The sequence below is a fragment of the Amycolatopsis sp. 2-15 genome, assembly GCF_030285625.1.
In the GTDB taxonomy this organism is placed as follows: Bacteria; Actinomycetota; Actinomycetes; order Mycobacteriales; family Pseudonocardiaceae; genus Amycolatopsis; species Amycolatopsis carbonis.
Map to the genome: position 1 here is coordinate 7,250,463 of NZ_CP127294.1, position 14,204 is coordinate 7,264,666.

Genomic DNA, 14,204 nt, shown 5'->3' on the forward strand with positions numbered 1-14,204 from the left:
GCCTCGCAAGCGCCGCATGTTCGACGTGACAAGGAGTACTTATATGTCCCAGGGCACTGTGAAGTGGTTCAATTCCGAAAAGGGATTCGGTTTCATCTCCCCCGACGACGGCGGCGGCGACGTGTTCGTCCACTACTCGGAGATCACCGGTGGCGGTTTCCGCAGCCTGGACGAGAACGCCCGAGTGCAGTTCGACGTCGGCCAGGGCAACCGCGGCCCGCAGGCCACGGCGGTGTCGGCCCTCTGACCACCACCACGCCGGCCGGGTCTCCACGTCGCCGTGGACGCCCGGCGGCACCCGCTCGCCCGCCCACATCCCCGTCACATCCGCCCCTTCGGGCTTCGAGGTGCAGACCATGACGTCAACATCCGGCCTGCCAGGCGTAGGACCGGCAGCCCGACTCACGTCCTGCCGTACCCGTCACCTGCGCGAGCACCAGCGACACCGTGCCCGCGCAGCTCGCACCGTCGCACGCATGGCCCGCGACGCGAAGGACGAGGGACTCCTGCTGTCCATTTTGGACCTCAAGCCCACGGCCGGCGCCGCAACGCCGAGCCTGGAGAGCGCGCTCGCGGCCTACACCCGCGCTGTGGCCGAGCAGATCGGCGTTCCCCTCGACGCGGTGACGCACGAAGTGACCGACACCGCCACGGCCTACCTCGGGCTCGCCTCCCGCACCGCCGACCGCCCGCAGCGCGACCTGATGCTCATCTGGGACGAACGAATCGGCTGGTACGTCGCGATCGAACCACGCGGGAACGACCAACCGCCCGTGATCTGTCACCTCCGCGGCCGGATCGCACCACCGCCTACCACCGTCGCGCAGTTCGTCACCGACGTCCTCGACGGACGCCGCAGCGGACAACTCAGCCCGATACCTCCCCAGCTCGACCGAGCAACGCTGGCAGCACACATGAGCGGAATCCCGGCATAGCTAGCCGAACCTCTGAATTGCCCGATCGCCGCGACGATACCGCCACCCTGTGTGCCGTGTGCCTTCGTGCGCGACCTCGGCAACAAAGCTCATTTTCGTAGCCGAGGTGCGCCGGTCGGCCGCCGACGGGCCCCGTTGGTTGCATCACGCCCTCGCCGAGAGGCCCACCGTGCTCGTGCTGGACCTGACCGGGGCCGTGTTCTTCTCCTCGGTCGCCATCGCCATCGCCGTCCTGGCCGACGCCGTCCTCACTGCCAGCGAGCGCACCGCCGTCCGAGTGGTCGTGCCCCGCCCGATCCGGCGCACCCTGCACATGTTTGGGCATGGACCACTACTTCGACTATCACGACACCACCCAGGACGCCCTGGCCAGCCGCCCGCACTGAGCCCGCCGGGCCGAGCGCGCGGCGCGCATACCCACACGACAAATGGGTAATCTCCGCATGCCCCAGCCCACCGCCCGTGACCGCTGAGCAGCGGAGAACCAGGAGCACCCTGCACCATGTGCTCAGCGAACACCCCCGACGACGACCCTCCGCCTACGCTGCACCTGCGCCAGCCGGCCCGCCTGGATGAGGCCTCCACGCTCCGCTACGCCCTCATCGACTGGGCCCGCGCCCGCGGCCTACCGGACGAGCTGATCGCCGACCTCGCGCTCGCGGTATACGAAGCCCTGGTCAACGCCGCCGAACACGCCTACCCCGATGGCACCACCGGCATGCTCGACCTGCACGCCCACCACGACAATCAGATCGTGCGCGTCACCGTCACCGACCACGGCGAGTGGAGCCCCCAGCCCGCTCCCGACCCGCGCCGCGGCCGCGGGCTGGCGCTGATGGACCTGCTGTCCGACCACGCCGAGATCACCCCCACCGAGCAGGGCACCGTGATCACCATGGCCTGGCAGCTGACCCGACGTGACCGCCCCAGCAGCTAGGTGTCCACCTTCTTCTCATCCGTTGCAGCCGCCCGCCAGCTCCGGCGCGGGGCCCGGATTGCCGTGTCGTCGTGCGACCGCCGGTCCGGTTGCCGCCGGCGCAGCCTGATCGGGAGGTCGGCATCGCGGACGCGAGAGCCACGCGGGTCAGCACCACGGTGCACGGCATTGGGGTGACCGGTGGTGCTGACCTGGCCTGGCCTGATCGGTGCGGTGGGAGGTGTGCCGCGGGGTTTGAGCGGCACACTCTGGCCGGGGTTACTCGTGCGAACGGAGTTCGGTGTTCTGGCGCCGTGATTCGTGCAGCTGGTCCTCGAGGGAGATGATGCGGCAGGCGGCGTCCACGGCGGTGCCCTCGTCGACCAGTTCCCGTACGCGTGCGGCGATGCGCAGCTGGTGGCGGGAGTAGCGGCGGTGCCCGCCGGCGGAGCGCTGCGGCTCGATCAGGCCGGCTTCATCCAGGCTGCGCAGGAAGTTCTGGGTGGTGCCGAGCATGTCCGCGGCCCGGCCCATGGTGTAGGCGGGGTACTGGTCGTCGTCGAACTTGTCAGCCCCGCCCGAACCGGGGGCGGGGGTCTCGCGTTGGTCAGGAATCATGCCACCTCCACATCACAAGGGACCCCGGATGCCGTGCACGGCATCCGGGGTCCCAGGGGTTTGGGTTCCATCATTGTCAACCGACTGTGAGGCCGGCTTCCTGTATCCGCGGTGTCCGTCCGAGAGCCGGACGGTGCGGAGATCGCTTATTCGTAACCGAGAACCACCTTCCAATCCGATGGGACTGCGGTACCCGCGCGGCATTACTGCACAGCCGCCGCGGGCGATCCAATGATGTGCCCTTTCCCTTCTCTCCTGTGTTTTCCTCTTGCTGTGCACCACTTCGTGTACTGCGACTGCTGCGGTCGTCACCGGGCTGGAACCCTTTCCCTGATCGGCCCCAGCATGCGTAACGCCGCTGGTCACTGCCCGGAACCCCGTCCGTGATCGGCTCCGGCCACCTGACCGTCCTGCACAAACTGACTTGCCTTACCACTACCTGATTCGATACCGCGTTACTGACTTGGTGCTGCAGTAAAACAACTCACAAAGCGCACCTGCACCGCTTGCGTCCTGCACTGCTACACCGGGACCGTCTGGCCTATTCCGTCTTCCGTGCCCGATCCCGGATCGTTCACCGGTCACCAGCCGAGACCTGTCCGTTGATTGGCCCCGCCCTGCCTGACCGTCTTGTCTCACTTCGCGGGTAGTTCCGTCATCTCCCGCGCCTGCTTGACGTTGTCTCTCTCGGTACATGGAGAACACTACACACGGCCTTGGTTGAATGTCTACCCCAACCACCATAGATTTGCTGACGTGCGTTGGCATGAGGCTCCGTCGGCGCGACGTCGCAGGTCAGCGCCGGAACCCGATGGACCCAGGCCACACAGAAGGGTGACGAGGCATGACCGACTCCACCGCGCGGCAGGATCCATTTGGCCTGAACAAGGTGCGCGACCGCCGGGAGTACGCCCGCGAGCTCACCGAGCTGATCGAACGCGGCCGCCGGGAGCCGTGGACAGCGCTCCTGTCCGGCACCGAGGCCTACGCCGTGGCCGAACTGCTCGGCCAATACGCCCAACTCGACCCCACCGCCGAGCTGAACCAGCTGGCCGCCACCCTCGCCAGCCGCCTCTACAGCCGACTCGGCGTGTGACCCACCGCGCCAGCCACCTCACGGCCCTCGCGGGTCATCAATCACGCAACAGCCCGGAAGGCGCAAGGTGAGCGGCGCACGCAGCGGAGGCGCAGGAGGCCGCGCCGGGTCGGGGCAGCGCGCTCCGGTCGTGCAAAGCGGCTCAAGGTCCCCGTTGTTCATGCCGCCGCGGTACCGTACAAGGCACCGGCGAAATCACCCCTCCGGGCTGGTGACCTGCGCTTTTTCTCCCGGCGCCGAAAGGGAGGGCGGGGTTACGCTCGCGCCAGGTGTCGCTGGGGCGCAGGCAGCCCCGGTCGCAGGCGGAGGCGGGGAGGTCCACGATGGCCAAGCGTGCGTCGAGTGCCCAGTCCCTGGTGCCCGGCTATGTGGAGCCGATGCTGGCCACCGCAGACGGGGGCCGGCTGCGCGACGACCCGAAGTACGCGTACGAGTACAAATGGGATGGCTACCGGTCGATCATGCGGCTCACCGCGGACGGCACGACGGTGCTGACCAGCCGCAACAACAACGACTTCACGGGCCGCTTCCCCGAGCTCGCCGGCGCGCTCACCGACGCGCTGGGTGGCCGGCGCGCGGTGCTGGACGGGGAGATCGTCGCCTTGGACGACGCGGGCCGGCCGGACTTCGGGCTCCTGCAGAACCACGACACCAGCGGCCGCCCGGTCGTGTACTTCGTGTTCGACGTCCTGCAGCTGGGCGACGAGGTCCTGCTCGACCGCTCCTACGACGAGCGCCGCGTCGTCCTCGAGGGGATCGAGCCGACCGACAAGAACCTCGTCGCGATCACCCCCGCCTACAGCCACGCCGACCTCTCCGCCACCGGGATGAGCCCGCAGGACCTGCTCGACGCCGCGGCGAACAGCGGCCTCGAGGGCTTGGTCGCGAAGGTCCGGACCTCCAAGTACCGGCCGGGCCGGCGCAGCCCCGAGTGGTTGAAGCACCCACTGATCCAGACGCTCGAGGTCGTGATCGGCGGCTGGCGCCCGGGCCAGGGCAGCCGCGGAGGCCTCATCGGCGGACTGCTGCTCGGCGCGCACGACCGCGACACCGGCGACCTGCTCTACATCGGCGATGTCGGCACCGGCTTCAGCCACCAGGCCCTGCTCGACGCCCAGGAGAAGCTCGCGCCGCTGGAGCGCGCGGAGCCCGTTCGCCAACGAGGTGCCGCGCGATCGCGCCCGCGGCGCCCGCTGGGTCGACCCGACCCTGGTCGGCGAGGTCGTCTACCGGCAGTTCACTCCGCGCGAACACCGGCTGCGCCACACTTCCTGGCGCGGCTGGCGCCCGGACAAGACACCAGCTGACGACGTGCTCGTCCCCGACACCGGCCGCGGCGCCGGCGGGTGAGCCCGATGCCCGAGAAGAAGCTGACCGTGCAGGTCGGGGAACGCCGGCTGACGCTGTCCAACCTGGACAAGCCGTTGTACCCGAGTGGGTACACCAAAGGCGAGGTCGTGCACTTCTATACCCGCATTGCTCCGGTCCTGCTCCCGCACCTGCGCGGCCGGCCAGTCACGTTTGTGCGCTTCCCCGACGGCACCGATGGGGAAGCGTTCTTCGAGAAGAACCTCCCGCGCGGTGCCCCCGAGTGGGTCCAGACCGTGACGCTGCCGAGCTCCGGATCGCGCAGCGGCCGCGGTCCCGGCACGATCACCTATGCGCTGATCGAGGAGTTGCCGAGTCTGGTGTGGGCGGCCAAACTCGCGGCGCTCGAGCTGCATGTGCACCAGTGGACCGTCGGCCCCGGCCCGAAACGCCAGTCCCCGGACAGGCTGGTGTTTGACCTCGACCCGGGCGAGGGCGCCAGCGTCGTGGAGTGCGCCCGCGTGGCCGAACGGCTGCTGGAGGTCCTCACCGCCGACAGGCTCACCCCGCTGCCCAAGACGAGCGGCTCGAAGGGCCTGCAGGTCTGCTGCGGCGTCCGCACGAGGCGCCCCGAGCGCACCTCCGTCTACGCCAAGGCGATCGCCGAGCAGCTCGCCGGCGAGATGCCCGAGCTCGTGGTGGCGAAGATGGCGAAGAACCTACGCGTGAACAAGGTGTTCATCGACTGGTCCCAGAACCACGTCGCCAAGACCACGATCGCCCCTTACTCGCTGCGCGGCCGCGACACCCCGACCGCCTCGACCCCGATCACCTGGGACGAAGTCCGCGCCTGCCGCACCACGGCCGAGCTGACCTTCACCGCCGACGACGTGTTGCACCGCATCGACGAGCACGGCGACCTGCTCGCCGACCTGGACGACACCCGGGTGGCGTTGCCCGGCCGCTGACCCGCGTCGACCAGGCAACGCCGGCAGCGCGGCGGTTCAGCCGGGGATGTTGCGGGGGTCGCGGCTGCGCGGAGCAGCAGGACGCCTTCGGCAAAAAGGTCGACCGCTGAGCCAGCGTCTGCGACCCCGCGGCCGCCGACGCCGGTCTGCCCGCCGACCTCATCGAGTTCGCCGGCTGGCTCGAAGACTCGCCGCGACACCTGGGTGTGCACTCCGGCGGCATGGTCATCGCCCACACGCCGGTGTCGGAGATCGTGCCGGTCGAGTGGGCCACCGCCCCCGGCCGGTCGGTGCTGCAGTGGGACAAGGACGACTGCGCCGCGATCGGGCTCACGAAGTTCGACCTGCTCGGCCTCGGCATGCTCTCCGCGCTGCACTACACGATCGACCTGCTCGCCGAGCACCACGACGTCCACATCGGACTGCACGACCTCGACCTGGCCGACCCCAAGGTCTACGACATGTTGTGCGAGGCCGACGCGATCGGCGTGTTCCAGGTCGAATCCCGCGCCCAGCTCGGCACCCTCCCGCGTCTGCGGCCGCGGAAGTTCTACGACCTGGTCGTCGAGGTCGCCCTGATCCGGCCCGGCCCAATCCAGGGCGGCTCCGTGCACCCCTACATCCGCCGCCGCGGCGAAGAAACCTGGCAGCACGAACACCGGCTCCTCGCGCCCGCCTTGGATCGGACGTTGGGAGTGCCGTTGTTCCAAGAGCAGGTGATGCAGATGGCCCGCGACGTCGCCTCCTTCACCCCCACCGAAGCTGATCAGCTGCGCCGCGCCATGGGCTCGAAACGCTCCAGCACGAAGATGCGGCGCCTGGCCGGCCGGTTCTTCGAAGGCGCCAAAACGAACGGGCTGTCCGACGACCTCGCGAAACGGGTCTTCGAGCAGATCCACGCCTTCTCCGGCTACGGGATCCCCGAAGCCCACTCCATGAGCTTCGCCCTGCTGGTCTACGCGAGCGCGTGGTTCAAGCGCTACTACCCCGCGGCGTTCTGCGCCGGCCTGCTGCGCGCGCAGCCGATGGGCTTCTACTCACCCCAGTCGCTGGTCGCCGACGCGCGCCGGCACGGCGTCACCACCCGCGAACCCGACCTCAACCGGTCGCTGCCGCACGCCACCCTCGAACCCGACCCCGCCTCCGAAGGCGGTGTCGCGATCCGGCTCGGCCTGGCCGGGATCCGCAAAGTCGGCCAGGACCTCGCCGAGCAGATCGTCGCCGAACGCGACGCCGGCGGCCCGTTCACCTCGATCGGGCACCTGACCCAGCGGATCCAGCTCGACCGGCCCGTCGTCGAAGCCCTGGCCACCGCAGGTGTGTTCACCCACCTCGGGCCCGACCGCCGCGCCGCCCTGTGGGCCGCCGGCGCCGCCTCCACCACCCGCGCCGAGCACCTCCCGGGCCTGGCCATCGGCCACGACGCCCCCGCCCTGCCCGGCATGACGACCTTCGAGCTCGCGTCGGCGAACCTGTGGGCCACCGGCATCACCGCCGACCGCCACCCCATCGAATTCCTCCGCACCCACCTCGACCAGCTCGGCGCAATCCCCGCCGGCCAGCTCCTCAACGTCCCCGACGGCACCCGGATCGAGGTCGGCGGCGCGGTCACCCACAAACAGCGCCCCGCCACCGCGGGCGGGATCACCTTCCTCAACCTCGAGGATGAGACCGGCATGTGCAACGTGATCGTGTCGATCGGGATGTTTCCCCGGAGTAGGAAGGTCTTGCAGAATCACAGCGCCGTCGTGGTTCGCGGCGTCGCCCAAGTCGGCCAGGGAACCGCCTCACTGGTCGCCGACCAGATCGCGCCGCTAGACCTGAAGGCCCTGTCCCTGAAGTCCAGGGACTTCAGGTAGCGCTCACCGTCTGGGGACAGCGCTGTAGAACCGGCGGCCGGTCAGTGGGTCACGGCAGCTTTGTGGATAGGGCTACTGGACGGTCTGGCCGTGCGGGTTGTCATGCCGGGTGTCCAGTTGGCGCCAGGCGGGGAAGACGAGTGGGGTGAGTGTCGCGATGAGCATGGCGGTGCCGCTGGCAAGTAGGGCTGTGGTGAGGCCGGTTCCCGCGGTGAGAGCACCGCCGAGCAGGGATCCGAAGGGGATGCCGATCCAGGCGCTGGCCTTGATCGCGCCGAGTACGCGGGCGTGCAGGTGTTCGGGGATCCGTTCGTAGGAGACGGCGCCGATGATCGGGTTGTTCACTCCTCCGGCCAGGCCGGCAAGGCCGGTGATGACGAGCACCGGTGCCAGCGTGAGCGCGCTGCACGGTCCCGGATGCACCAGCGCATCCGCGAACGGCTGCCGCACTTGTCCCAGGTCGCCGACGTCGCAGACCGGCTACGCGCCGAGTCCGCGACCCTGCTGCGAGCCACATTGGACTGCGCGCCCGGCGACGAGTTCACCGTCGGCGACCGGCGATACAGGCGCATCTTGCCCAAGATCGCACAGCGCATCCGGCGCCTGCGCGACGAGCTCCTCGACCGTGCTGCACGGCCAACGCCCGACCGCCGACCTGGTCGACGCCTATCGCGTGCAGTCGCCCGAGATCCGCGACCTGTTCATCCGCTACCTCGACGAGCGGCGCCCGGCTCTGGACTACACCTCGTTCCGCGGAGACGTGAGCCTGCTGGTCGGGCAGTTCTGGGCCGACATCGAACGTCACCACCCGGGCATCGACACGCTGCACCTGCCCGACGACGTGGCTGCGGCGTGGCGCGATCGGGCGCGCGTCGTGACGCTGCCCGACGGCACCACCCGCCCGCGTGAGGAACGGCTGGGCCTCCTCTCGCGCGTCCGCAGCTTCTACCTGGACCTGCAGCGTCGGGCGGTGGAAGACCCATCGTGGGTGCGCTGGGCGGTGCCCAGCCCGGTGCGCGCGAGCGACTGCCGAGGGTTCGCGCGTAGCCGTACCGCAACGTACTGCCTTCCGGCGTGACACCGATGGTGGTGAGCATCTGCCACGGGGCATGCATGCCCTGAGTCGGTTTGCCCGAACGGCCGGAGTACTGCATCGCCCAGGCGTACATCTCGAGGACGTCGGCCGGTGTCATCCGGCTCGGCGGGCGTCCCGTGTGGATGGCGATCTTCGTGATCACCACCAGCGCGGGCAGGCGGTACTTCTGCTGCAGCTTGAGCTTGTCGGTGCCGGCCGCAAGAGCTTCGTACCACTCGGGTTCGTGCAGGAAGCGGTAGCGGACCAGCAGGTCATGCGGGCGGTAGGCCAGCAGAGCGTCGTAGCTGGGCAGCACCACCTGCTCCAGCAGCAGCCACGACAAGGCCCGCATCCGCGCCTCGCGGACGGCCCTGGTGAAGGGACGGTGGTCGGGCAGGGTATCGATCCAGTCCAGACCGGTATCGGCACCCGAGGCCTGCCACCGCTGCTGCCAACCAGCGCCAGGGAAGCCCGTGAGCCAGCTCAGCAGGCGCCGCAACTCCACCGTCGTCGCGTTGTTCGCCTTGAGGTCGACCGCCACCCATAGCGGCGAGCGCGTCGGCAGCTCGAGCACTTCGTCGATCGTCAGCTGGTCACCACGGCCGACGCGGGGACGATCCAGCAGGTGCGCGAGGTCGATCATCCAGTCCTTCGTGCGCTTCGTCTCGGTCGACGTCACCGGAGCTCGCCCCCGAATAGCACCTGCAGATCCGCGGCCGCGTACGGAGCGGTCGGCCGCGGCTGCGGGGCAGGCGCGGCGGCCAGAGCGGCCAGGTGTTCCGCAGCTCGCAAGAGGACCTCGGCCTGGTCCTCCACCAGGTACACCTCGGCGGTTGTGCTCAGGTGCGCGTGTCCGAGGATCACCTGCACGTCGCGCATCGACAGACGCGGGTCACGCGACATCCGGATCGCGGCCGTGTGGCGCAGGTCGTGCAGCGTCCAGTTCGTGCCCAGGGCCGCGTTGAGCCGTCGGAACACGGCACGCAGCGAGTCGTAGCTCAGCGGCTGGCGCGTCAGCCCGCACCCTCGGTCGCGCCGTCGCAGTGTCTGCCACAACGGAACCGTCGGCGCGAGCTCATCCAACTCGGCCAGGTAGAGCCGCAGCCACACCAGAGCCTCGGCGCTGACGGGCAGCCACTGCTCGGCACGCGTGCCCTTGCGCACCACGCGGATCTGCTGCTCGCCCCAGTCGACGTCCGGGCCCGTCATGCCCAACAACTCAGCCGGACGGGCCGCCGAGCTCACGCCCATGGCGACGATGGCGCGGTCGCGGTGCGAGCGCAGCATGCCGAACACCGTGTTCCACTGCTCGTCCGGCATGGCGCGCGGCAGTCGCTGCGGGATCTGCGGGTTGAAGCGGATCCGGCCCTCGGTCCGGGGCCGGCCCTCGAAGGCGCCGTCGTAGCCGCGCCAGGCGTGCGCGTCCAACGGCATCGGGTTCAGCAGCGGCCCGCGCCGCCCATCCTCGCGGTGGAATTCGTAGAAGCTGCGGATCACCGCGTTGCTGTGCCGGATCGTCCGCGGCTGGTACCCATTCCCGAGGTGTGGCTTACGCGTGATCGGGTTGATCGTGCCCGCCGTCGATGCCGACACCGTCCGTGGATACTTCCGCGGTTTGACGGCGCGCGACAACCACAGCACGAGCCCACGAGCCTCCGTCGTGGTCGCCCGATTCCACTCAACACTGCAGACCCGCAACCACCGCTACCAGCGCAACAGGTCGTAGGCGTAGCTCCGCACACTCGCCGCACTGGTAGGCCGGGCCGCGAGATCTGCCAGGAACTCCGTGATCGGCGGCACGACCGCGAAGTCCGGGTCGACCACCATCCACGCCGGGCCACTCGACCACGCGAGAACCCGCCCCCAACGGGGCAGGCGCACAAGATCCAACGGTGATTCATCAGGCACAACGCACTCCGACGGCTCCGGCGATCATGACGACCGAAGTCTCGAACCCTGTGTCCGGAGTCAGCTGACGACGCACCGGCGCGCCGCCCCGTAGTCCGGTCAACGGTGTGGCGCCAACACCGGCAGCTGTGGCTGAACAGCCCGGCGCTGCTCGTGCGCGGCATCGCCCAAGTCGGGCAGGACACCGTGTCCCTCGTCGCCGACCAAGTCACCCCGCTCGACCTGAAGAGTCTCGCCGCAGCGTCACGCGACTTCCGGTAGACGGCTGCGCGATGGCGGCACGGCTGTAGGGTCTCATGATTGTTTCGTAATCTCACGGCTCGTGTCATGCGAATGTCGCCAACGACATTCTCGTGAGATTCCGTGCGGCGCAAGGTGATGTTGGGGCGTTCACGTGGGGGCGCCGACGCGCGCGCCACGGCACCCGCGCATGCAGTCCTCACCGCGGTCACCACCACGCCGCGGCGGTCATGCCGTGGTGTCATCGACCGACTCAATACTGGTGTGAGCCCGCCCCAGAGTGACGACACGCCACCGATCCTTCTTGACCAGCTCCTCTGCCACTTCAGTCCATCCCGAAGGGTATGGCGAATCGACGGGAACCCACTGTGCGCCGGCACCTTGGAGATCGAACTCGATCTTGGCGTTCGTGAGGTTGAGCCTATGCGACCGCGCGAAGTCCGCCTGCCCGAGAGCGGGGTCACCGCAGAACACCGCCCCGCGGAACTCCGCCACACCCTCGAACCGGGTTCGGGCGAACGAACTCGTCTTCGCGAAGTGCGTCGAAGGAAACCTCGCGTCGCCGACGAAGCGTGTGTCCGTGAACCGGGCGGTACCGCCAAACCCCGCATGCGCGAACACGGCCCTTTCTGTGAAGCACGCCTTGGAGAAGAGAGTGGGCCCGATGAAGTGTGCGTCGCCGAACTGAGCGGCACCGACCCGGCGTCCGCGCAAGTCCAAGTCGAGGAGCACGGCACCGCGCAGATCGAGAGGGTAGACCCCCCACGACATCGAGTTGTCCCCATCCGGTGCGACGAGTTCCAGGTGGTCGAAGACGATGCGTTGCGCGGTGAGCCGGACCTCGCGTTCTTCCCAGCGCAGGCGCTGCGCCTCGACTTTCTGTCGAACCAGATCGTCGTGCGGGTCCCGCGGAATCCGCCCGACCGGCAGGGGCTCCTCATACGGCATTCGCGGGTACGCGCACAGCAGGTTGATGATGGTCTGGCGTTGGTTGGGGTTGTCCTGCCCGACGCGTTCCAGCGCGTACAAGCCGGCCAACCGCACCGGCGCCTTGTCCGAGCCCAACTGATCAGCGGCCTTGGCATAGAGTTCGGTTACCCGCCGACGGGCTGCGTCGTCCTCGGTGGCCGCGGCGACACGTTCGGCGTGCTTCCTGTTGATCTCTGCCGTTCGCACGGCGTGGTTGTGCTCGGCTTCCTGTGTGCGCTGACGGCGCGCCGCGAGGTACAGCGCGCCCAGCCCGCCGAGCATGACCGCCACGCTCCCGGTCGTCTTGAACACCTCAAGGTGCGCGGTTGTCTTCTGCTCACTTGTCGCCGGCGTCGTGTTGATCCACAGCCACATCACCGTGGAAACGGTGCCCAGAACAACGAGACCGAGCAGCGCGGCCGCAACCAGTCGACGCCCAGACAAAGGACGCCGCTCCACCTGCGACTCTGCGTCCGTAAGCGGACGAGGCAGCGGCGTTGTCGTGTTTTTGGCGTCGATCACGCTTCCTACGTCGCCACGCACCCGAGCCGCGCTACAGCAGACGGCGGGACTGCGTCTGCAGAAGTGAACGCGCACTGAGACTGATCAGGGTGACATCGCCGTGAGACAGCTCAGACTCGCCCAGGTCAGAGAAGATCAACATGTCGTCGGCGGTGAGACCCTACAACGGCGTGCCTTCACGCCGACCGCTTCCAGCGGAGGTTTCCACCCGAGTCGCTCTGCTGCGTCATGGTGCGCACAACTGGCCGCTGAGAGTGTCGAGCGCCCAGCGCTCCCAGCTCTCTGGTGACCAGCCGCGATCGCGGACCAACACCAAGTACAGCTCGGGGCTGAGCAGCCCGAAGAGAACATCGGCCACGTACCCCGCATCCGAACCGGCGCGGACCCCCGGTTTGGTCACCAGCGACCGGGCAGCGGCAGCGTGGATGGTGAATCTGGGGTCGGCCTCGCCGTCCCACAGCGCGGCGATCTGGGGGTCGGCGAGCGCGGCGGCGCGAAGCATCTCGAGGATCGGGGCCACCCGGTCCAGAATCCCGCGCGTGCCCCGGACATGCAGGCGCAGCTGATCGGCGGCGGTCTCCGCCGCAAGGGCGTCGCGGAACCACGGGCGGTCCATCGTCGAGACAGGCTCCTGGTCGCCCGCGATCGCCACGTCGGCCAGCTCCTTGAGCAATACACGCTTCGTGCCGAAGGTGAAGTAGATCGTCTGCACCGCGACCCCGGCCCGGTCGGCGACCTCCTGGAGCGCCGTCGCGCCGTAGCCGCGCTCGAGGAACAGCTCCCGTGCGGCGTCCAGCATGCGCATGCGCGTCTCCCGAGCCTTGCGGGCTCGCGTCCCCCGTCCTTGACCTCGCTCATGGCTAGAGCTTAACTCTAGTAGAAATCACTAGAGTAAGACTCTAGTGAGAGGTCTAGCGGTGGAGGATTCCATGCAGAACATCGCCAACACCCGGCACGCCGACGCGTGGAATGGCTGGGAAGGCGTCCACTGGGCCCAGAACCCAGCCCGCTACAACGCGATCGTCGCCGCGTTCACCGACGAGTTCTTTCAAACCGCCGCCATCGGAGAGAGCGACCGCGTCCTCGACATCGGCTGCGGCACTGGCCAGGTGACACTGCAGGCAGCACGCCGGGCGTCCCACGGACACGTGACCGGCGTAGACCTCTCGGCGCCGATGCTCGACCGCGCTCAGGCCGACGCCGCGCGAGAGGGAATTGCCAACGTCAAATTCGAGCAGGGCGACGCCCAGGTCCAGGAATTTCCCGAGCGTGCCTTCGACCTCGCGATCAGCCGCGGCGGAGTGATGTTCTTCAGTGACCCCGTCGCCGCCTTCGCCAACATCCGCCGCGCGTTACGGCCACGCGGCCGACTCGTCTTCATGGGGCCGCAGGCAGGTGGCCCCGACAGCGCCTACGCGAACGCCACCTCCGCGTTGAACCCGCACCTGCACAGCCCGTCGCCAGCCGCACGCGGGATGGGCTCCCTGGCCGACCCAGCCCGCATTCGCGCGGTACTCGACCAGGCAGGGTTCACTGACGCGAACATCAGACCGGTCGAGGCCCTCATGGACTACGGCCACGACGCCAGCGATGCGGCCGACTTCATCCTCAGCCAGGGACCCGTGCGGTTCAATCTCCAGGGAAAAGACCAACTCGCCGTCGACAGCATCCGCGACGAACTGCGGACCGGGCTCGCCGCCTACGAAACCTCGAGCGGAGTCCGCATCCCGGGCGCGGTCTGGCTCGTGGACGCCGCCCGCCCGCACGGCGAGCTCGGCTGATCCACACCG

At 68.8% G+C, this 14,204-nt stretch carries 14 protein-coding genes and 2 pseudogenes; 10 read left to right on the plus strand and 6 right to left on the minus strand.

All coding sequences use genetic code 11. The annotated features are described in order from the left end of the window. Positions 1–43: 43 nt before the first annotated feature. The 3 genes from QRX50_RS35920 (at position 44) to QRX50_RS35930 (ending at position 1,872) form a co-directional block, all read left to right on the plus strand. Positions 44–247 (plus strand): cold-shock protein, encoded by a 204-nt coding sequence (locus QRX50_RS35920; RefSeq protein ID WP_285967534.1) that lies wholly within the window; start codon positions 44–46, stop codon positions 245–247. 229 nt (positions 248–476) lie between these two features. Beyond that, positions 477–935: a DUF6292 family protein gene (locus QRX50_RS35925; RefSeq protein ID WP_285967535.1), complete on the plus strand. Its 459-nt coding sequence runs from the start codon at positions 477–479 to the stop codon at positions 933–935. Positions 936–1,437: 502 nt separating this feature from the next. Continuing rightward, on the plus strand, positions 1,438–1,872 hold the full coding sequence (locus tag QRX50_RS35930; protein ID WP_285967536.1) for an ATP-binding protein: 435 nt from the start codon (positions 1,438–1,440) through the stop codon (positions 1,870–1,872). 258 nt (positions 1,873–2,130) lie between these two features. Here the strand turns inward: QRX50_RS35930 and QRX50_RS35935 are convergent, their stop codons facing one another. Beyond that, positions 2,131–2,469, minus strand: coding sequence for a MerR family transcriptional regulator (locus tag QRX50_RS35935; RefSeq protein ID WP_285967537.1), 339 nt, complete (start codon positions 2,467–2,469; stop codon positions 2,131–2,133). A gap of 844 nt (positions 2,470–3,313) precedes the next feature. On the opposite strand from QRX50_RS35935, the gene QRX50_RS35940 reads away from it, so the two are divergent. The 4 genes and pseudogenes from QRX50_RS35940 to QRX50_RS35955 form a co-directional block, all read left to right on the plus strand. After that, on the plus strand, positions 3,314–3,565 hold the full coding sequence (locus QRX50_RS35940) for a hypothetical protein (protein ID WP_285967538.1): 252 nt from the start codon (positions 3,314–3,316) through the stop codon (positions 3,563–3,565). Between the two features lie 461 nt (positions 3,566–4,026). After that, positions 4,027–4,915 (plus strand): annotated as a pseudogene (locus QRX50_RS35945) (ATP dependent DNA ligase). Between the two features lie 5 nt (positions 4,916–4,920). Continuing rightward, on the plus strand, positions 4,921–5,841 hold the full coding sequence (ligD, locus tag QRX50_RS35950) for a non-homologous end-joining DNA ligase (protein ID WP_285967539.1): 921 nt from the start codon (positions 4,921–4,923) through the stop codon (positions 5,839–5,841). A gap of 74 nt (positions 5,842–5,915) precedes the next feature. Continuing rightward, positions 5,916–7,700 (plus strand): annotated as a pseudogene (locus QRX50_RS35955) (helix-hairpin-helix domain-containing protein); the annotation flags it as partial. Between the two features lie 72 nt (positions 7,701–7,772). Here QRX50_RS35955 and QRX50_RS35960 read toward each other — a convergent pair. Then, positions 7,773–8,150 carry an MFS transporter gene (locus tag QRX50_RS35960; RefSeq protein WP_285967540.1) on the minus strand — a complete coding sequence of 126 codons (378 nt, stop codon included), beginning with the start codon at positions 8,148–8,150 and terminating at the stop codon, positions 7,773–7,775. Positions 8,151–8,325: 175 nt separating this feature from the next. Between QRX50_RS35960 and QRX50_RS35965 the strand changes: the two genes are divergently transcribed. Beyond that, positions 8,326–8,778 carry a hypothetical protein gene (locus tag QRX50_RS35965; protein ID WP_285967541.1) on the plus strand — a complete coding sequence of 151 codons (453 nt, stop codon included), beginning with the start codon at positions 8,326–8,328 and terminating at the stop codon, positions 8,776–8,778. Positions 8,779–9,450: 672 nt separating this feature from the next. Here QRX50_RS35965 and QRX50_RS35970 read toward each other — a convergent pair. Beyond that, complete coding sequence (locus QRX50_RS35970) at positions 9,451–10,368, minus strand: tyrosine-type recombinase/integrase (protein ID WP_285967542.1); 918 nt, start codon at positions 10,366–10,368, stop codon at positions 9,451–9,453. Positions 10,369–10,479: 111 nt separating this feature from the next. Continuing rightward, positions 10,480–10,656, minus strand: a complete 177-nt coding sequence (locus QRX50_RS35975) for a hypothetical protein (protein WP_285967543.1) — start codon at positions 10,654–10,656, stop codon at positions 10,480–10,482. A 132-nt stretch (positions 10,657–10,788) separates the two neighbouring features. On the opposite strand from QRX50_RS35975, the gene QRX50_RS35980 reads away from it, so the two are divergent. After that, positions 10,789–10,944: a hypothetical protein gene (locus QRX50_RS35980; RefSeq protein WP_285967544.1), complete on the plus strand. Its 156-nt coding sequence runs from the start codon at positions 10,789–10,791 to the stop codon at positions 10,942–10,944. 207 nt (positions 10,945–11,151) lie between these two features. On the opposite strand, the gene QRX50_RS35985 is transcribed toward QRX50_RS35980, so the two are convergent. After that, positions 11,152–12,414, minus strand: a complete 1,263-nt coding sequence (locus QRX50_RS35985; protein ID WP_285967545.1) for a pentapeptide repeat-containing protein — start codon at positions 12,412–12,414, stop codon at positions 11,152–11,154. Between the two features lie 226 nt (positions 12,415–12,640). Further along, positions 12,641–13,219 (minus strand): TetR/AcrR family transcriptional regulator, encoded by a 579-nt coding sequence (locus QRX50_RS35990; protein WP_285967546.1) that lies wholly within the window; start codon positions 13,217–13,219, stop codon positions 12,641–12,643. A gap of 124 nt (positions 13,220–13,343) precedes the next feature. On the opposite strand from QRX50_RS35990, the gene QRX50_RS35995 reads away from it, so the two are divergent. Beyond that, a complete protein-coding gene (locus tag QRX50_RS35995) occupies positions 13,344–14,195 on the plus strand; it encodes a class I SAM-dependent methyltransferase (protein ID WP_285967547.1) in 852 nt (283 codons plus the stop codon). The last annotated feature ends 9 nt before the right edge of the window (positions 14,196–14,204 follow it).

Coding starts and splice junctions, on each gene's coding strand:
- QRX50_RS35920 (WP_285967534.1), top strand. CDS start 44: ATGTCCCAGGGCACTGTGAAGTGGTTCAATTCCGAAAAGGGATTCGGT.
- QRX50_RS35925 (WP_285967535.1), top strand. CDS start 477: ATGGCCCGCGACGCGAAGGACGAGGGACTCCTGCTGTCCATTTTGGAC.
- QRX50_RS35930 (WP_285967536.1), top strand. CDS start 1,438: ATGTGCTCAGCGAACACCCCCGACGACGACCCTCCGCCTACGCTGCAC.
- QRX50_RS35935 (WP_285967537.1), bottom strand. CDS start 2,469: ATGATTCCTGACCAACGCGAGACCCCCGCCCCCGGTTCGGGCGGGGCT.
- QRX50_RS35940 (WP_285967538.1), top strand. CDS start 3,314: ATGACCGACTCCACCGCGCGGCAGGATCCATTTGGCCTGAACAAGGTG.
- ligD (WP_285967539.1), top strand. CDS start 4,921: ATGCCCGAGAAGAAGCTGACCGTGCAGGTCGGGGAACGCCGGCTGACG.
- QRX50_RS35990 (WP_285967546.1), bottom strand. CDS start 13,219: ATGCGCATGCTGGACGCCGCACGGGAGCTGTTCCTCGAGCGCGGCTAC.
- QRX50_RS35995 (WP_285967547.1), top strand. CDS start 13,344: ATGCAGAACATCGCCAACACCCGGCACGCCGACGCGTGGAATGGCTGG.